Source organism: Sphingomonas sp. P4_G2 (assembly GCF_056401155.1).
The window spans coordinates 14512-32653 of record NZ_JBFUJY010000005.1; the positions used below are offsets into that span (position 1 = coordinate 14512).

At 63.1% G+C, this 18142-nt stretch carries 18 protein-coding genes; 3 read left to right on the top strand and 15 right to left on the bottom strand.

Going from position 1 to position 18142, the window contains the following annotated elements; translation table 11 throughout:
* The first annotated feature begins 9 nt into the window (after window positions 1–9).
* Window positions 10–867: an FkbM family methyltransferase gene (locus AC1DRD_RS14555; protein WP_478041914.1), complete on the top strand. Its 858-nt coding sequence runs from the start codon at window positions 10–12 to the stop codon at window positions 865–867.
* Here the strand turns inward: AC1DRD_RS14555 and AC1DRD_RS14560 are convergent.
* The 6 genes from AC1DRD_RS14560 to AC1DRD_RS14585 are packed head-to-tail and all read right to left on the bottom strand — an operon-like array spanning window position 825 to window position 8873.
* Window positions 825–1772 (bottom strand): hypothetical protein, encoded by a 948-nt coding sequence (locus AC1DRD_RS14560; RefSeq protein WP_478041915.1) that lies wholly within the window; start codon window positions 1770–1772, stop codon window positions 825–827. The two genes, AC1DRD_RS14555 and AC1DRD_RS14560, sit on opposite strands and share 43 nt — an antisense overlap.
* On the bottom strand, window positions 1769–3895 hold the full coding sequence (locus AC1DRD_RS14565; RefSeq protein ID WP_478041916.1) for a hypothetical protein: 2127 nt from the start codon (window positions 3893–3895) through the stop codon (window positions 1769–1771). Before AC1DRD_RS14565 ends, AC1DRD_RS14560 begins: the two co-directional genes overlap by 4 nt.
* Before the next feature lie 34 nt (window positions 3896–3929).
* Entirely contained in the window at window positions 3930–6923 is a 2994-nt protein-coding gene (locus AC1DRD_RS14570; protein ID WP_478041917.1) for a phage tail protein, read from the bottom strand.
* Window positions 6923–7351 carry an NlpC/P60 family protein gene (locus AC1DRD_RS14575; RefSeq protein ID WP_478028673.1) on the bottom strand — a complete coding sequence of 143 codons (429 nt, stop codon included), beginning with the start codon at window positions 7349–7351 and terminating at the stop codon, window positions 6923–6925. Before AC1DRD_RS14575 ends, AC1DRD_RS14570 begins: the two co-directional genes overlap by 1 nt.
* A complete protein-coding gene (locus AC1DRD_RS14580; protein WP_478041918.1) occupies window positions 7348–8214 on the bottom strand; it encodes a DUF2163 domain-containing protein in 867 nt (288 codons plus the stop codon). Before AC1DRD_RS14580 ends, AC1DRD_RS14575 begins: the two co-directional genes overlap by 4 nt.
* A gap of 2 nt (window positions 8215–8216) precedes the next feature.
* The gene (locus AC1DRD_RS14585; RefSeq protein ID WP_478028675.1) at window positions 8217–8873 is read right to left on the bottom strand and encodes a DUF2460 domain-containing protein; all 657 of its coding nucleotides are present in this window, start codon (window positions 8871–8873) and stop codon (window positions 8217–8219) included.
* Window positions 8874–9236: 363 nt separating this feature from the next.
* On the opposite strand from AC1DRD_RS14585, the gene AC1DRD_RS14590 reads away from it, so the two are divergent.
* Window positions 9237–9974: a hypothetical protein gene (locus AC1DRD_RS14590; protein ID WP_478041919.1), complete on the top strand. Its 738-nt coding sequence runs from the start codon at window positions 9237–9239 to the stop codon at window positions 9972–9974.
* Here AC1DRD_RS14590 and AC1DRD_RS14595 read toward each other — a convergent pair.
* The gene (locus AC1DRD_RS14595; protein WP_478041920.1) at window positions 9971–13033 is read right to left on the bottom strand and encodes a phage tail tape measure protein; all 3063 of its coding nucleotides are present in this window, start codon (window positions 13031–13033) and stop codon (window positions 9971–9973) included. The genes AC1DRD_RS14590 and AC1DRD_RS14595 overlap by 4 nt on opposite strands.
* A gap of 3 nt (window positions 13034–13036) precedes the next feature.
* Here AC1DRD_RS14595 and AC1DRD_RS14600 point away from each other — a divergent pair, with 3 nt between their 5' ends.
* The gene (locus AC1DRD_RS14600) at window positions 13037–13264 is read left to right on the top strand and encodes a hypothetical protein (RefSeq protein WP_478028678.1); all 228 of its coding nucleotides are present in this window, start codon (window positions 13037–13039) and stop codon (window positions 13262–13264) included.
* A gap of 76 nt (window positions 13265–13340) precedes the next feature.
* Here AC1DRD_RS14600 and AC1DRD_RS14605 read toward each other — a convergent pair whose 3' ends face one another.
* The 8 genes from AC1DRD_RS14605 to AC1DRD_RS14640 all read right to left on the bottom strand — a co-directional run bounded on the left by AC1DRD_RS14605 (window position 13341) and on the right by AC1DRD_RS14640 (window position 18117).
* Window positions 13341–13715, bottom strand: coding sequence for a hypothetical protein (locus tag AC1DRD_RS14605; protein WP_478028679.1), 375 nt, complete (start codon window positions 13713–13715; stop codon window positions 13341–13343).
* A gap of 1 nt (window position 13716) precedes the next feature.
* The gene (locus tag AC1DRD_RS14610; protein ID WP_478028680.1) at window positions 13717–14478 is read right to left on the bottom strand and encodes a hypothetical protein; all 762 of its coding nucleotides are present in this window, start codon (window positions 14476–14478) and stop codon (window positions 13717–13719) included.
* Window positions 14479–14547: 69 nt separating this feature from the next.
* Entirely contained in the window at window positions 14548–14799 is a 252-nt protein-coding gene (locus tag AC1DRD_RS14615; protein ID WP_478041921.1) for a hypothetical protein, read from the bottom strand.
* Between the two features lie 17 nt (window positions 14800–14816).
* Window positions 14817–15248: a hypothetical protein gene (locus tag AC1DRD_RS14620; protein WP_478028682.1), complete on the bottom strand. Its 432-nt coding sequence runs from the start codon at window positions 15246–15248 to the stop codon at window positions 14817–14819.
* Window positions 15245–15733, bottom strand: a complete 489-nt coding sequence (locus AC1DRD_RS14625; RefSeq protein WP_478041922.1) for a hypothetical protein — start codon at window positions 15731–15733, stop codon at window positions 15245–15247. The genes AC1DRD_RS14620 and AC1DRD_RS14625 overlap by 4 nt, the downstream gene beginning before the upstream one ends.
* Window positions 15730–16290: a head-tail connector protein gene (locus AC1DRD_RS14630; protein ID WP_478028684.1), complete on the bottom strand. Its 561-nt coding sequence runs from the start codon at window positions 16288–16290 to the stop codon at window positions 15730–15732. The genes AC1DRD_RS14625 and AC1DRD_RS14630 overlap by 4 nt, the downstream gene beginning before the upstream one ends.
* A 4-nt stretch (window positions 16291–16294) precedes the next feature.
* On the bottom strand, window positions 16295–16489 hold the full coding sequence (locus tag AC1DRD_RS14635; protein ID WP_478028685.1) for a hypothetical protein: 195 nt from the start codon (window positions 16487–16489) through the stop codon (window positions 16295–16297).
* Window positions 16490–16587: 98 nt separating this feature from the next.
* A complete protein-coding gene (locus AC1DRD_RS14640) occupies window positions 16588–18117 on the bottom strand; it encodes a hypothetical protein (protein ID WP_478041923.1) in 1530 nt (509 codons plus the stop codon).
* Window positions 18118–18142: the final 25 nt, after the last annotated feature.

Sequence of the window (18142 nt, forward strand, 5' to 3'; positions counted from 1 at the left end):
CACCGCGCCATGACAGTGCCGCTTTCTGCCAAGCTCGCCAAATCCCTCAGTTTCATGCGCCACGTTCGCGGCTGGCCAGCGATCGCCACTAGACTTGCGAAGCATGACGCCGAGTTCGAATGTCGGCGGGGTGAGGTCCGCTTCGCAGGCAATCTGAAGTCGTTGATCGACCGCGAGGCCTATCTCTACGGTTCATACGACTGGCACAAAATCGCACCCTTTCTCGCCCGGGCGAGCCGGCGCGGGACGATCGCTGACGTCGGCGCAAACATCGGGAACCACGCGCTAGCGTTCGCCCGCCACTTCAACAGCGTGATCTCGTTCGAGCCAAATCCACAGGTCTGGCCGCGGGTCGAGCAGAATATCGCGATCAACCCTTGGGCGAAGGTTGAATTGCGCAAGGTCGGATTGGGGGACGCGGTTGCCGACTTACCAATCTTCGTCAATGACAACCACGGCCTGTCTACCTTTCTCGATGGAGAATTGGACAACGCTCATGGCCTCAGCGCGCACATTGCTGTCGGCGATGAAGAATTGCGAGGCGTAGCCATCGACGCAATCAAGATCGACGTCCAAGGGTTCGAGCCGAACGTGCTCCGCGGACTTCGTGAGACGATCATCGCTAACCGTCCTCTAATTTGGGTCGAGATCAGCGAGACCACTCTTCACACGCCGACCACCTCCGCGCTTGCGGAACTGATCCCGGTCCCATTTCGATTGATGCTGTACACGAGCAAAAAGGGCGCGCTCTTCAATCGGACGGTCCTTGTCGAACACAAATCCGAGCGCTTGCCGGTCGGGGATTACCTTGTTATCCCCGAGGGCTACAACACCTCGCCAGCATCGGACAGAATGTCGCGCCAGTAACTAAATGCGTCGTCCAACTCCGCGCTCGACAGCATCTTGGTATAGATCGCGATCCCTGCAATCGTCGCGCCGGGTGTTGTAGTGGTATAGAGGTGCGTCCGTAGCTTGCGTGTGGTGCTGCCCATCGGGTTGGCGGTTCGTGTGGTCGCGAATACCGAAGCACTGCGGGCCGATCCAGACCGTTGGAAGAAACCTTGGGCGGTGGTTGTGTTATACTCCGACACGCCCATGCTCCAGGTCGTGGCGCCATTGGCGAAACCTGAGCTGGTGGAGACGTTGACTACCGTGCCAACGCTGTCGCGACCGAAGGTTTGGACCTCAAACAAGCCGGGCACCAGCATGCCCAATGAACCGCCGTTGATGTCGTCCGACAGGATGCCTTGATTGATCGCGGATTTGTAGACGGCGAGCAAGGTAAGTGCGCTGCCAAGGTTGAAGATGTCGCGCGCGAATCCCGGCAACTCGAAAAAGCGGGTGAAGGCGCGCATCGATTGTGACGAGGTGTTGACGCCGCCGGTGAGATTATACGTGCCAGCGCCGCCGGTTCCGGTCGCAAGCGACGAGATGACGCCCAGACTTCCGCCCACGCCAGTGGTCAACTCAATCGTTTGGCCGACCGCGAGGGGGTCGCCGGTCACGGTGCCGGTGACCGTCAGCAGGTTGCCGCCCGTGATCGCCCCGCTGAAGGTGGTAGCCATCGGACCGCCGACCAAGCCGACAGCCGCTGGCGTACCGATCAGCCGTCCATCGTTGGCGCCAGTGAATAGGTTGACCGTTGGCGAGTCGTTGAGCGAGGTGCCGAACATGTAGGCAGCATAGCCGGCGCCGAAGTTCGGACAGGACCGCGTGCGGCCATAGCCAAGCGCAGACGCATCGACGCCGGCGAAGGGAATAGCAACTCTCATGTCAGGGGCACCTCACAGATAGGCAGCCAGCGATACATCGGCAGGCGCAGGCCATTGGGATCGAAGATCAGCGTGGAGTCGGCGCGGGTTTCGGCGATATTGGTCCACCCCTTGGTGGTGTTGCCGGTGTAACCGCAGCGGAACTTCCAGGTGTTTGCGGGAGCAGCTGGCGCGTCCCATACGATGCGATCGCGCGCGACCACGCGAGGGTTACTGAGTGTTTTCCCGACGCCGCTCGCGTCGACAGCCGCAACGCCCCAGTTCGAGAGAACGGTGGTGTCGGCAACTGTCAGGCCGCCAGCAATCGTGTGGCCCGCACGGACGGGGAAGGTCGCGACGATCTGCGAGTTCTGCGCCGTGAAGGTCGGCACCATCGGTCCAATACGCAGGCCATCGAACATCAGGCGCTTAAGGTGCCAGCCGAAATAGGCGCCCATTTGCTTGCTGCCAGCGCCGGTCATGTGGACGTCGTTGACGCCGTTCTGCACCCCGTACTGGATGCAAGCCAGGATGAACTCTGGGTGATCGATTGCGAGTTGGAGTTGATCGAGCGCAACGTGCGGAATCGGCGCGTTGAAGGCTGGATTGGTATGCGTCGCCGTTTGGCCGATCAGCAGCGGAAGTCGTGCGTTCGGGCTAATGAGCTTGAGGGTGACTGCCTTAGCTTGGCGCTGCATCTGCACGGTCTGAGCCCGAGTGTAGAACCATTTCGTATCCGCCCCGCTCGGGTAATTTGTGCTGTCGGAGGCATTATCGTTCGTCCCAGTGACGATCATCTGCGCCGCCGGCGCATAAGACTTGCCGAGCGCCCCATAGAGTGTCTGAGCCTGTCCAAAGCTGGCATAGACACGCTGCGCTGTTAGGCCGGTGAGCGTTTCATCTTCGGTTGTTATACTGCCGCCGTTGCGACCGTCATCGGAAAGCAAGAAGCGCATCCCAGCCACGAGGAAGTCGATGCCGTCTTCGTCCTTCAGGAGCTGCACGATCATCTGCGCGCAGCCGGTGAGCGGCGTTTCACCGTGGCTGGTCCAATCATCGGCGTCGGCGCTGTAGCTGATTTCAATGGCCGGTGTGAGCGCGGCGCGGTTCGAAATTAGGTCGGGATCTGACGCGCTCGATATGTCGCTGATGTCATCCGGGACGATACTAGCTTTTGTAAGCCCGGCATTGCCGAACATATCCGAGGTTGTGCTTGCGCCCACGGTTATGACCGGCGAGCCATGCCCTAGCGATAGCGATTCGCCGGACATGTGCAGGCCGATGCGTTCCGCAATGATGCGCATATTGGCAATCGACGGATCGGCTGGTCCACGAAGGGCTGCTACGATTCGGTTCGACATCGCCTCGATGACCTTGTGCTGCAAGGTGGTCGGCGTTGCCTTCAACCAGTTGTAGCCGTTGCTGTCGACTAACGAAAAGGTTGCGGCGCCGGGCGCGCTGATCAACGGCAGCTTGGCAGCATAGGCTTCTAGCGCCGCCAGTCGCGATTTGATCAGGTCGATGGTGGCATGCTTGATATCTGTAAGCGTGACGTTGAGCCAGCGATAGCCCGCTGTGTCAGTCAGAGCGAAACCGGCAGGCCCGCGAAAAAACCACGAGATAGAGGCTGCACTCGCTGCCGCCGCAGCAGCAGAAGACGCCGCTGCCGCCGCACTCGAAATCGCCTGTCTGATCAGTGACGCACCGCCCAAAGCCAGATCAGCCGCAACCACCGCTATATTGCTGGCCCCGCTTAACAGATCCGCAGCCACCGTCCCGATCTTGCTCGCCGCGCCGAGCGCCAAGTCGGCAACAACTGCGAGAAACCCCGGAGCGGTCGTGGCCGCCGCGACCGATGCCACCTGCGCGTCCAACTGCGTCAGGTCGTACAGCTGAAGGTCATGGACCATCGGCGCGAGATACGATCCGTCCGCCGACGCGATCTGAACGTCGTAGGCACCGTTGGCGGCGGCGAACCCCACCAGCCCGGACGTCGCCGCCGTTATCGGATTCGCCAGGCCGGCATTGGCACTGTCGAAGATCGTTGCCAGCGTCGTCGTACCCGCCAGAAACACGGTGACCTTGGCGAACGGCAACACGGCTCCCGTGTCGCCACGGGAGGCGATGAACTCGTAATATTGCATATTGAGGCCAGTCCTTTGGGAAGACGTGGTGTGGTTACGCGGCGGATCCGGTCATCGTGCCGTTGTTGGTGACGGTGACGGCGTTGCCGTTCTTGCGGACGGCGAAGCCGGCGCCGCCGCCGGGCGTACCTCCGCCCGACGCGCTGCCCGCGGTCGCATAGCTGCCGCCGGCGCCGCCGCCCGGCGAGCCGCCGGCTCCGCCTGCGGACCAGCCCTGGCCGTCATTGCCGATCGTCAGGTAACCCTCGCTACCGGCACCGCCTTGACCGTTCGGCGCACCGCCACCGCCGCCGCCGGTGCCGATCTTGTAGGGGGACGCCATCGCGTTCGATCCGCCGCCACCGCCGCCGCCGCGCACCGCGCCGCCGGCGTTGATCGTGATCCCGCCCGACATCGGTACTCGGACATAGATGGCATCGCCGCCGGCCATGCCGGCACTGCCGCCGCTCCCGCCGTCACCGCCGCCGCCGCTAATCGAGCCGCCGTTCTGGATGACCAATGTCAGCGCGATCGCATGGGACGTGGTCGGCCAACTGCCGGTGTCGATGCCGATGCCGCCGCTCGCAAGCCCGGTGACGTTGACGCCATTGGGGACGTTGAAGGTCACCGTCGCGTCCGAATTGCCGGTATAGCCGGCGGCGTCGGCCAAAGACCGCAGGTTGACCGCCGATCCCGACGGCACGCTGATCGTTGCGGTGAATGCCCCTGGCGGCACGGCCGGCGCCCCGGCGCTCCCCGGTGCGGCTAGCACGTCCCAATATGCATTGGCCTGGCCGGTGCCGGTCGGCGCATGGCCGCTGAAATTGTCCTGGGTCGCGACGTAGCTGCCGCCGCCATAGGCGACGCTGTTATTCAGGAAATAGGTCGCTCCGCTGCTATAATCGCCGCGGGGCGTCAGGCCGGACAGCGATTGCGGGGCGGTCCAGATGCCCAACAAAGTTCCGTTTGCCGTCTTGAGCGCCGTGCTGGACCAGATCGTCGCCGTGCCGGCCGGTATGCCGTCATACCAACCCGACGGATTATCCCCGCTCGGGGTCGGCGGCTGGGCGTAGGAGCGCATGAACTTGATGTCGCGATAGCCGGCGCGCGCTGGCGCCGAGCTGATCGCGATCGAATAAGCGGTGGCCGTGGCAAGATCCTCGAGCCCACGGCCGTAGATGTTGAACGAGGGAAGCTTGACGTAGATCGTGTCGCCGACATTGCTGGCGTCATAGCCGAACCTGAAGATCGCATCGTCGATCCGCGCGAAGTTGGTCCCGCTGGCATGCGCGCCAGAAATCGTACCGCGCTGGCCGCGGCGGAGCTGGGTCAGGTTATAGCGGTTGGCTGCCGTCAGGGTTGCCGTCCGATAAGACACCACCTCGTCGCCGACCATGCACAACGTAACCCCAGCGTCGCGATCCGACGTGCTGACGCTGTCGAGCTGTCCCAGGCTGTTCGACAGATCGACCGCCAGCGTGTTCGTCGTATCCGGATCGGCACCCGTCGCCAGCGCAGAGGTTAGCGTGCCATAGCGCGCCGGCCCATTGATCGTCCCGACCATCGAATAATTGGCGCCGTCGGTGCTGATCCAGACCTGACAGCCGCCCCAGGTCGGCGATGTCGACGCGGCGGCCACCCACATTTCGGCATCGAGCCCGGCGAGGTTCGGCGGCGCAATGAACAGCCAAGGTGCCGATACCGATCCGGGCGCGATATCGGTGTTCGCCTTGTATCCGTCCGAGCCGGAGTGGGAGGCATAAAGCGCCGCCGAGGCAATGCCGATGGGGACGCCTTCCGCCGTGATCGCCAGCAACCCGTCGGCGTCCTCGCCAATCTCGATGATCCGCACCAGCACGCGATCGAGCTGCAGTGAATCGGTCGCCGTCGTCAGCGTGACGAGATCGGTTGGCTCGAGCAGCGCGAAGTTCCATGGCAGCTTGAACGCATATTTCTCGCGCGTGTAGAGAACGCGCTGGGCATAGAGCTGCACCGCCTTGCGTGCGATGTCGGCGTCGCAAATGCAATGGACCGTTGTCGGATCCTGCTTGCGCCGCCCGAACGTGACGATGTTGTCCAGGTCCTGGGCGGTCGCGATGCCGACATTATATTGCTGGCTGCGGTCGAGGAACTCGAACTGAACGATGTTATAGGCGTCGGACTGGTCGACGATCTCGATCGACACGGCATTGCCGCTGTCGTCGACGATCAGGTCGTCCTCGGTCAGGTCATAAGCGGGTGTGAGGTTCGGATTCCAGGTGACGCCGTTGCCGGTTGCTGGGGCGTCGCCATAGGGCCGGATCTTGAGCATGCCCTCGGACCAGAAGGCGGCGGAGTTCGTCGCGGTCAGCCATTCCTCCAGGATCGACGCCGCGCCCGACTGCGATTCGAGCACCGGCGACAAGAGCAAGTTGTTGGCGCGGCAATAGAGCGAATAATCGGACAGGTCGCCGATCAGTCCCGATCCCCACATCGGCACGCCGTAAGCGGGATTGGTCAGGAAATCGGTGATGATATCCTTCGGGTCGGCGTCGCCGTTCGCGACACCGCTCAGCTGCACGCCGAAGTCGATTTCGAAACTGTGGTTCGACAGCGTCGCACTGTCGGCCAGGTCGTAATCCTGGGCATAAACGTAAGCGATGCCGCTATAGGGGATCGCCTGCGCCGGCACTTTGGAAGTCAGGTAACTCCACACCGGTTGCGTCGGGCTGCCCGTCGCCAGGCTCAACCCGGCAACCGACAGCGACGTCAGCACGGCGGTGTCCTTGTAGATCGTGCGAATGCCCCGAATACCGCTGGCGCCGCCCTCGCAAATGCCCATCATGATCGAGGCGGTATAGGTGTAGGTCGTGTTCTTCGACCCGCCGCCTAGACCCTTGCCGCCGGTTTTGGTGGTGTGCGCAATCGCCGTGAAGGCGCCGTACCACATCAGATTGCACTTCATCCGGCCGCGGCCCCAACCTAGGGAGATGGGCAGGCCTAGGGTAGACGATTGGACCTGCAGCCCGTTGAGCTTCGGCGACGTGGTCGAGGTTGACTTGCCGCCCATCATTGATCCTCGAACAGGGTGAAGAACTTGACCGGGCGCGAGCGCAGCTCCTCGTCGCGGTCGGCATTGCCGCGGACCACGCCGCCGCCGCGGATCACGGCGTGCAGCACTTCGGGCAGAGCGATGACGATCGCGGCATGCGAATAGCAACGGCCGTATTTCCAGATCGCGAGGTCGCCGGGCCCGGCCGCTTCGCGCGGAATCTCGCGCGCGAACCGCGTGACCCAGCCCAGGAACTGCTCTTCGTCGCGATGCAGCATCCATTGCGGCGAGTAATCGGGCTCGACCCGCGGAATCAGCCCGACCGCTTCATACACCGCCGCCGGCAGCATCGCGCAGTCGACCCCGACGCCGCGCAACCGCGCCCGGTGATGATACGGCGTTCCTTCCCAGCCCAGTGCCTCGCGCACCACATCCTCGCGCGTCATCCGAACGCGGTCTCCGGCACCGGGACGTACGGCGTCGCCTTGAACCGCCCCAGATTGTTGAAGCGGACCGAACACCGGCTCTGCGTCAGATCGCACCCCGGGTAGGCAGTGAAGGTGTTGCCCGCGACCGGCAGCGCGGGAAGGGGAGAGACGAGCTGGAACAGGCCCGCCGCATCGTTCGCCATGATAGTCGCCGAGATGCCGGTATTCGGTCCCGACGTGAACACGATGCGCCCCTGCGCGAAATCATTGGCCGGTGGTGTCAGGCTGGTGTCGAACACCGTGAGTGTTGGGGCCGGCGACGCGCCGACAATGCCGGTCACCGCGAAGGCCGCCGGATTGAGCGCGCAGCCGGCGTCATAGACCGCATGGAGGCAGGCCGCTTGATAGAGGTTGGCCGGCATGTTGGCGTTGAGCAGCACGGTCCAGGACGACACCGTGATCGTGGCGCTGTCGCCGGTAATCGCGCTGATCGCGGTGACGCGCCCCGAAAACCTCAGCACCGTGCCGACCACCGGCAAGCCCCAATCGGTCAGGAACGCACGGTCCAGTCGGACATTCGCGCCATCGAACCCATGCCCCCGGATGAACGGGATGATCGGCACGCCGTTGATCAGATCGTCTGGGTTCGCGGCGATCGCCATGTCGACGGTCGTAACGTCGAGTCCGATCTTCTCGCTGATATCCTGCCGCTCGATCATCGGGCCAAGCGCGTAGAGGTGGCCGCCCGACACGATCGGCACGTCTCCGCCCGACCATCTGATGACGGCCCCGCCGACCAGCGTGATCGTCCACAGGTCGACCATCTGAAAGTCCGCGCCGCTGTTGAGCAAGGTGATCAGCGCAGGCGATGCAGCTTTCATGGTCAGCCCTTGGTCGTGGTGAAGGAGAGTCCGTCCTGCGACCACAGGCTCTGCATCATCTGGTTGAGCTCGAGCGCGTCGTCGTCGAAGCGACAAACGAACATGAAGCGCCCGGTCCAGGTCAGCACTTTTCCGGCTGCAGGCGCGCTGGCGAAGGTGATCGATCCGCGCGGACCGATCATGAAGCTCGCGACCGGCGTCGTGTCGGCAAACACGGTTGGCGTTCCGAGCACGCCGCCGACCGGCTCGGAAAAGGTCGCGTTACCGAACGCCATACTCCGAATAAGCTGGAACTTGGTGGTTACCCCGTCACCGATCCCGAACCGTTGTGCGGCCACGGTGTTGTCGCCCGGGTCGAAGAAGAAGAATTCCTGATATTGCCCGCCATGCAGCAGGAAGAACGTCGCCAGCCGATCGAGGTCCGGCGCCGACGGCAGGTCGCGCAGCACCTCATAAGCGACCTTGAATTGCCAGCGCGGATACGACCAGGTCTTGCGCCGCCGCTCGCGTCCGGAAGAGGCCGTTGCGATTTTCGTCGCCCACATAGGTTTCTTCACCATCAGGAACGATTGCCCGATCAACGTCGGGAACACGTCGGCATCGTCGATCGACGGATCGGCGGTGACGAGCCAGCGGGTCGGCAGATAGAGCGTGGGCAATCTCGTCTCCAATCGAATGGGCTGCGCGGATCGCCGCAGGGCGTTTGGGCACGGCGCTGTTGCCGCCGCTGCGATGCGGACGCGATGTGCGCAAACCCGTTCCGGTTCGGTATTTCGGCGCTTCGGACAGATCGCGGGCGGGGCGATCATGGCAAGGGAGTCAGCTCCGAAATCGTCGCATGACGCTCGAAGGTTTTTGCTCCGTTTTCGATCTATCGGCACGCAGTCCCTATTGCGAGGAGCCTGCCCAATGATAGCGTCGTCCCTTCACAACAGGGTCGCGGACGCGATTGCTGCAGTTCAAGCTCGGATCGATGCTAGCCCCGTCGTTGCGCGCAGCCAGATCAACGGGAGGAGAACCGAATGTTAAGATGGATGATCGGGCCGATCGCGTTGGCCATGGTCGCGACGCCAGCTGCCGCCGACAACAAGGACAAAAAAGAAAATGCGGCGGCCGTGGCGGCGATCAAGGCTCGGGCCGAGCAACTCCGCCAAGATCCGGCGGCAAGAAAGTGCCTCGGCGTGGACGCCGTGACTTGCCTTGCGACCTTGAGCTTCGGCGTGACGCTCATGACCGAGCCGCTCTGGATGGGAGGCGGTTACAAGCTTCCGAAGCCGGTCCAGCACGATATCGACGGACGTCCCATCTCGCAATTGGTGGAGTTCCTGGTCACGTTTGGATCGCGCGACAAGGACATCTTTGGACAGAATGTCTTGCACGCGCAGATGGATTTGTATGATGGCGAACACGTCACCGACGTGAAATTCTTCCTGAAACATGCCCCGTTGCTGGCTCGCACCCAGGAGGATTGGGATAACACGCACATTTTCGAGCTTGCCACCGCGGTTCTTGGACCCGAGTGCGTTGGGACTGACCGTCTGGCCTTTTACCGCCGATATGATGCGATGCAGAAACAATGGGCAAGCCGGGATCAGTACATGGAAATGCCTTCGGGCCCGAGCATCTCATCCGGTATGTTCGGCGATACTGAAATGTGCGGCGTCAGTGTGGTGGCGGGGTCGGTCGCCGGCATGGCTGCAGGCATCGGTTCGTACGGGGGCTCGTCAATCACGTTCCGAATGCCCGACAAGCCGCGCTAGCGCTGCAGCGAGAAACCCAGCTTGCCTTCGCGATGCGCCATCTTCATGGCCTTGGCGAAGGCGTTTCGGTTGGCGATGATCTGCGCTTCGGACAGGCCGCTCGCGGTATGGTCGTGGTAATGGTAGCCACCTGACGCACCGGCTTGGTCGTTCGCGGCAACAGGGGCATTGCTGTTCGCGCCGGCCGCGAATCCGACCGGCGGGACACCGAAAGTCGGCATCGACGCGAATAGCCCCATGACATTCCGCCATCCGCCGGCCTGATCGGCGGGGATGATCGTTTCCCCCTTGTGCAGCATGCCGATGCCGTCCCTACTCAGGTCGTAGGCGCCAACATCGAACCCGGCCATCGTCCCGTACGATGCCGCTGCGGCGGACATAGCTGCACCGAACCCTACCGCACCGAGGTTCATCGGGAACGGTGCGGCGGCCATCGACGCCGTGCCGCCTGCGCCGGCCTTGGCGGCCTCGGTAGTGATCGTGCTTTGGCCGTCGGTTTTCAGGATCCCGAGCTTGATCGCGAGTGCCGTCAGCTCCTTGGCAAGCCATTGCTCAATGATCTTTGCGATGGCGTCGCCAATCGCCTGCTGCACTGTCTGCCAAAGGCCCTTAACCGTTGCGGCGAACCCCTGCTGCAGCGTGAGCATCTTTGCGATGTTCTGGCTCCAGCCGGACGCGATCTGATTGATAGCTTGGCGTTCGATCTGGCTGCGCTGGAGACTGGCCTTTCGGCTGATGTCGTTAAGGCGCAATTGATGCTGCTTCGCAAGCTGCTCGATCTTGGCATCCTGGCCCTTGATTACATCGGGGTTCGTTGTCGGGTCGGCTTTGAGCTGGTTGAGCTTACGGATCAGTTCGTCGCTGTCGATCTGGAACCGATCGTTTTCGAACTTCTTCTGTTGCTGGAGGAGCTGAGCGTCGCTCAGCGCGCCCATCTGGTTGAGATATTCGGCTTGGGCCTGAGCGTCGTCGATATCGCTATGCCGCATGTCGGCAACGTGCTTGAAATAGTCATCCTGAATGCGCCGGCGTTCATCGGCTTCGCGGCGCAGATATTCGGTGATCTGTCGTTCGGTATCCTTAGCCTGCTTCGATTCCTCGCCATAATGTTCCTTGGTCGCGTCGACGATCGCCTTGCCTATTTTCGTCTCTTCGGCAAGGTTGCCATGCGCGAGATCGAGCTTCTTTCGAAGCTTATCGACCTCGGATTGAAATTCCTCCTCATGCATGGCGATGCTGGTTTCAGTCGCCTTGCGCTTGACTGCGGCCTCCTCGTCTTTCGATGTCTTTACGGTGGCGAGGATGTTCGCCCAATAGGCATGTTCTTCCTGAAGTGATATCTGGCGGAACTTGCCTTCAGCGTCGGCTTCGGCCTGGATGGCGAGCTTCTTTTCGTCGAGCGCCGCTTGCCATTCGTTCATCCGGCTTTGCGGCTTCGCTGCGCCGCCGCCGGCATTGCCGTGACCCGGACTGGGCGCCGGCGTCGGTGGCGGCGTTGGAGAAGGAGTCGGCTTGGTCACGCCGCTCGGCGGCGGTGGCGGTGTCTTGTTTAGAACACCGGCGAGCATTCCGGGCGTGTTATTCTGCAGATCATGGGCCGCACGGAGATAGCCTTGCGCCTGTTCGCTCGTTTTCTTGGCATCGCCGACGATCTGGGCGCCGCGGCGGCGGACGGTGGCGTCGATGTCCGCAAGCCCCTTGTCCCAGTCGGAGGCGATCGAGCTCCAGTGCAGCGTCAGCGCATCATAGGCCACCTGGCCGAACAGCTGGAACGTCTTCTTGATGGCCTCGATGCCCAACCCGGCGAAGTCGAACGCCTCCTTCAACTTGCCCCACCAGTCGAGTGCATAGCCGGCGATCAGGTCGAACTCGATCTTGAAACCGATCGCGAGCGCGACGACCGCGGCGACCACTGTCTTGATCGCGGTGATCACGACGTTCATCACATTATGCTGGATTTCAGACCAGTTCAGCCCACCGGCGCCGCTGATCTGCCAAAGGTCCGCAAAGGCTGTGCCGAGCGTGTTGATGATCTCGCCGACGCCCTCGATCGCACCGCTCAACAGGTCGAAAATCGTTTTGACCAGGCCGCCGCTGGCGTAGCTCTGCGTGAAAGCCTTAGCGAGCTCGTTGAAGCGGTCGACGATCTCGGTCGCCACCGGCGCGAGTGCCGCGGTCAAGGTTTGGGTGACGCCGGTCCAGGCGATCTGCGCCTCGTTGACCGACTCTCCCAATTTCGTACCGCTGGCGACCGCACCGTCGTTAGCGGCCCCATAGGCATCGGTCTTCTGCGCAAGCGCGCTGATCGCCGCGCCACCCTGGTTCAGAAACGGGATCGCTTCGGCGCCAGCCTGGCCCATCAGCTTGATCGCCATCGCGGTTTTTTGCGGACCATCGGTGGTCTTGGCGAACTTGTCGGCCACGGTGGTCAGGATCGTCATCTGATCCGACCCCGCCTTGATATCGATGCCGAGTTTCTTGAACGTGTCGGGGCTCTTGCTGAAATTCTTGTCCAGCGCGGCCGCGCTCTGCGACAATTTGGTGAAGTCGGTTCCGGTCGCCTGCGCCATTGCCTGCAATTGTTGAACTTGGTGCGTCGACATTCCGAGTTGCTTCGACAGCACGCTGACCTTCTCGGACGATTCCCCCATCGCCACGATGGCCTGGGCGGCTTGCTTGCCCGCTTCGTACAGTTCGCCGGCAACGCCCGCCGCGCCCTTGATCCCTTCGACCAGCTTGCCGAAACCGCTTTTGCCCTCGCCGGACTTGGTGGCCATTTCCTGCAGCGCCGCGCTGTTATGCCTCAGCGCGGCGGTCACTTCGTTCAGGCCGCTGACGATTTCCTGCGGCCTCAATCCGTGCATGCTGGCGGTCAGCGCATCCATCGACTGAGCACTGCGTTCTACCGCGCCGCGCATCCCGGCGAAGCCTCCGCTCATGCTGTCCGCGGCGGCCTGGACTGTGCTCTTCAACTCGCCCAGATCGCCACGGACCCGTTGGATGCCCGCCTCCACCCCGGATGTGTCGGCCGTGATCCGGATGGAGACGGTATCGCTCATGACATGTCCTTCAGTCTCTGGAGTATCGCGCATGATGCCGCCGCGGTGTCGCCGCCGGCGACCGGCATCGCGACCTCGGCGCAAAGCCGTGCGAGCGTCGGCCGCGTCGGCGAGAGTTCCCGCGTCTCGGCCGAGCTACGGTCCTTGCTGGGAATCAGATCGACTCCCAACGCTCGCGCAATCGCGACTGCAGCGATGTTGAGTGGCGGGCCGGTACGTCGCCAGCTCTGATATTGGGCATCGACATCGGCCAGCCCCCAATCGCGTTCGATCGCGGCCTTCGACCCGCCCTCGATTCCAGCGGTGATCAGATCGTGGACGAGCTCGGCAAGTCCGTGCTCGAGGCTCCCGCCGGCGCCGCTTCCGTGGGAGCCATCGCTTCCCCCTTGCGCTTGAGTCCCGATTCCTCGCTCAGGTCCAGGAAAGCGGTTTGCAGCCCGACAAACTCGTCCATCGACACGTTCGCCTCGAGATAGTCGGCGGTTAGCACCGGATCGATCTTGACCAGCCCGATCGATAGCACGTTGAGCAGGTCGACAGCGGAATCCATCAAATCGGACAGCGATCCGCTGCCGTCGGTCTTGCGTTGGATGTTGTCGATGAACGGCGCGGCCCGGCGCAGTTCGCCGAGCTTATAGGGCGCGATCGCGAAATCGCGCCCAAGAATATGGATCTTGGCCATATTACTGCGCCGACCCCCATTTCAGTACGTTGCCCGACGGATCGGCGAATGCCGAAAAATCGAGTTCCGGGATCATGAAGTCATCGACCTTGGTCTGCAGGGCGAGCTTGTTCGAGACGCAGGCGAATAAGGTCAACGCCAGCCCGTTGCCGCCAAGCTGGTTGAAGAAATCGGCGCGAAAGGTGGGTGCCTGACCCATCTGGATGTTCTGTACGACCGAGGTCTTCGCGACCGTGGAAGTCGCGGTGTAACTGTAGTTAATGAAGACCAGCTTGCCGGTATCGGCGGCTGCGAACAGATACGCGCCGGCGGTGACGCTGTACTGCCCGGCGGTGGGGGCGGAGGCGACGCGCGTCATCGGGTTGCCGCTGGCATCGCGCACGCCCAGGTCGCCCGCCCAGGTGCCACTGGCCGGTACGGTCGGGGTGATCGTGAACGGCGTCGCCGGGATCGTCGCGCCCGTCACGTCATTGACGATGCTGTACAGGCTCGACGTCACCGTCTGGCCGAAGAACAGGCTGTTCATCACCGCGCCGTTGAACTGGCCATATTTGGCCTTGCCGGTGATCTTCATCTTGCCGCGGCCGACCGCGACCGGGAACTGGTTGGAGCCATAGAGCTCCTTGATGTCGCCCTGAATGTCGATCGAGACTTCCTGCGTCACCGCCAACATCAGCGGGGTCGGGTTGGCGATCGTCGCGCCTGTCGCGTCGAAAGTCGGCGTGCCCCACAGCACCCCGGCACCGAAATTGTACATGGCCATGCGATTTCTCCAATAAAAAAGCCCGCAGGAAGCGGGCATTGGCGTTCGTAGTTGAAAGTAATTGGCAGCTTAGATGGGAGAGCAGCCCGCGCGTGCGATCTGGCGCTGTTCGTCGTCGCTCAGATCGGTGGGCGCAGTGAGCACGCCATTTTCCACGCCGATCTCGCGCCCGGTCGACAGGATAATCGCGCTGACATGGTCGGGCGCAGTGAAGCGCGGCGGCAAAGGCGACGTTGTTGGGGCAGGGGCGGTGGCCGTATCGCCGTCCGCCGTCGGCGTCGGGGGATCTGTGTCGGCCGCGGCGGATTGTGATCGTGCCATTGGTTTCTCCATTGTGATCAGGGAAGGATGATGGTGATCGGCACGATCAGCATGGCCTGACCGTCCAGGTCGCCATTGTCCTTGTGGATCGTGCCGTCGATGAACGCGCGATAGGCGAGCCCGCCGAGCGTCTGCCGCGCGCCGGGAAGCGCGGGGCGAAACGCCGCCTCGATCGCGTCGAGGATTGCGTTACTGGTTTCGGCGGGGGTCGCCGCCTGGTCCTTGCCGCCGCGATGATAGATGATCCAGCTCGCGCGCAGGCTGTGCTTGTCGAGCTGGCCGTCGAGCGAGGCAATCGTCTCGGTGCCCTCGATCTGATACAGCCCGGGCACCGGCGCCTTGTCCCACATCTTGAGCCGGCGCGACCGCTCGACAAAACCTTCGTCATTGCCCCAACGCACGTCGCCCAGCGCCAGCAATGCGTCGAACACCTGATTGCGAATGGTCATCCGATCGCCTCCTGCGCGGCGGTGATCGCCGCCAATTTCAGCGCAGCGGCGATCTCGTCGGCCTCATCGCTTAGTGCGCTTGCCAGATAGGGCCGCGCCGGAAAGCGCGATCCGGGATGGTGGATCACCCGCGCGAATACGTGCTTGCCGCCTGCCGCGAAGGCGAGCGCCTTGGCCTTGTCGGGCACGATGTCATGCGGCGACGTACTGCCACCGTATGCTAGGATCGCAGCATAAGGCACGTTATTATTCACGAATACTTGGCCGACTATACTGTCGTCCTTGGCCTCGACCGTGCGCTCGACCGCGCTCGCCAGCCGACCGGTACGCGCGTTCAGCATCTGGCCGTGAAGCTTGTCGTCGATCACATGCCGTTGCAGTTCGGCGGTCGCCGCCGTCACCTTGGCCTCGACCGCCGCCGACACTTGCGACGACAGGCGATCGAGGCCGGCGCTCAGCGCCTCCGCATCCAGCGTCACGCTCATAGCGGCGCCGCCAACATGTAATTGTTGAGCCGTGCCAGCACCGCCTGGTGCATCGCCTCGCGGCTGAACGCGACGGTGGTCGTGCCCGAACTCGCATGGCTGGTCTCGCCGATATGCGTGCGGGCCGAATAGGCTTCGCCGACCAGTTCAGTCACCGCCAGCATTAGATCGGCCGGGACGGAATCATATCCCGCGACATACGTCACTCGCACCGGCCGATCGTACGGCGTTCGCGATCCGACCAGGATCACGCTGCGCCCATCGGTGGCGACCCCCGAAGCGTTGCCGATCGCATCGACCACAGTGTCGATCCGCGTCTCGCCCCATTCGACCGACGTCACCGATTGGACCGGCCAGTTTCTCAGCAGGAACCGCGATCCGCCGGTCCCGCGATAAGTCTCGACATGCGTCGTCGTCAGGACCTTACGCTGGATGGTGTTTTCGACGAACGACGAGACCTGAGTGACCAGATCGGTCAGCAGCGCGTCGTCATTGTCGCTCGAAATGTTGAGCCAGCGTTTGACCGCCGACAGATTGGTGAGGTCGCCCGCCGCCATGACGTCATCGGCTCACGAAGCTGAAGCCGTGCGTGAGCAGCTCGGCCGCCGCCGCGACCGGCACGGTCACGACGCCCTTGGCATCGGCCGCGAAGGATTGCCCGCGCCAACTGCACCCGGCGCCGTCCTCATGATGCATCGTGACCATATCAGCGGGCGCCGCTTTGGGCGCCCGGCGCGGGGAAGGATTATCGGGCACGCGGCATCTCCTCTCGAACATGAAAAGGCCCCGCCGGTCATCGCGGCGGGGCCAGGAAAGCCCGGGGCAAAGGGGTGGGCGCCCGGGAGGGAGAAGGATCAGCCGTTGGCGATGTTGGCGATCACGCCCATCGCGAACGGCGCATAGACCGCCAGCGTCTCCTCGACATAGACGCCCGACATCTCGGCACGCGTCGTGATCGGCCAGTCGATCTGGTAGTAATCGCGGCGCACTTTCATTTCCGCGACATTGGGCACTTCGCTCGACTGATACTGGACCGGCAAATCGCCGGCCCAGCCCAGGATCGTCCCCGCCGACACGTTGGGGTGCAGGCGGATCGGAATCTTCTTGTTGAGGTACGGGTTGTAATAATATTCGACCACGCCGCCGGCGGTCAGCGCGACTTCGCCCGCCTTCGGATCCTGGAAGTAATTGAGCAGCGACGCGGTGCCCGACGCGAGCACCTTCTTGGTGATGTTCCGCTGCTCCTGGCTGTTCACGTAGAGCACGTCGACCGAGCATTGATAATTGTCCCACATCGACTGCATCATCACGTCGATCTCGGTCACCGACCCTTGGCCCGAAGAGGTGAGGGTCGTGCCCGCGCCCGGCGTGCCGGTGGCGAGATAATTGACGTATGCGCCCGACCCCGGCTTCAGCGCGGTGGTCAGCAAGCCGTCGAACGCGGTCGAGTTGGTCGAGCAATCCGCGCTGACCGCGCTCGCCGCCTGCCCCGTACCAGCAAGCGGTTTGGCAAACACGACGCTGTTGGTCGAGCTGATCGCCTCGAGCTTCTCGCTTCCCGCGGTGCCGACGAACCAGGCATAGCCTGCCGCGCCCTGGATCGCCGGCACGCTGCACGACAGCGCCTGGCCGCCGGTCGTCGCCTGGCTCGCGGCCGACGATTTCATCGACGACCCGCCGTTGATCGAGAAGCTCTTGCCGTCGGCGCCGGTCACCGACTTCGACGTCGCGACACCGTTCGACAGTGTGCTGTTGCGCATGCCTTCCATCGTCAGCGCGACGACGATCACCGAATAGGTCACCGATCCCGGCAAGGTCGATCCGGTCCCGCCCGCGCTCAGCGTCGGCGCGGTCGGCGTACCCAGCGCCAGCGAAGCATTGCCGAAGATCACGCCGGCTTCTTCCTTCAGCATCGTTTTCTGCAGCAGGCGCTGCGTCATCGACGCCTTGATGTCCTCAAACGTGCGGCCGGCGGAGATCGCTTCGAACGTCGCCTGGTCTTCCTCGCCCAGCGTCCGGTACGGCGCCGCGCGGTCGGCGGTGGTGTAGGCCATCTGACCGGCGCGCTGCCCCTCGGGCACCCAGGGCGTATTGTCGAAGCCCGAGCCGGTCAGTGCGGTGACCGACTTCCAGTTGGTTGCGGTGCCGCCCCCGCCGCCGACGCGCGGCAGCGATTTGATGATCGGCGTATTGACCGGATACAGGTTCTTGGCCGGCGCCTGCAGGTCATAGGCGACCAGGCCGGTGCCGGTCGAAATGGCCTTTTCGACCATATCGGGGCGTCCGCCCGCCATCAGCATGATGGCGCGCGAAATATTCTCGTCGGGGTTCGACAGGCTGGAGACGAGCGACTTCTTGATCTCGTCGGGAGTGAGATTGGTCATTGCTATCCGTCCTTTGGATAGGCGC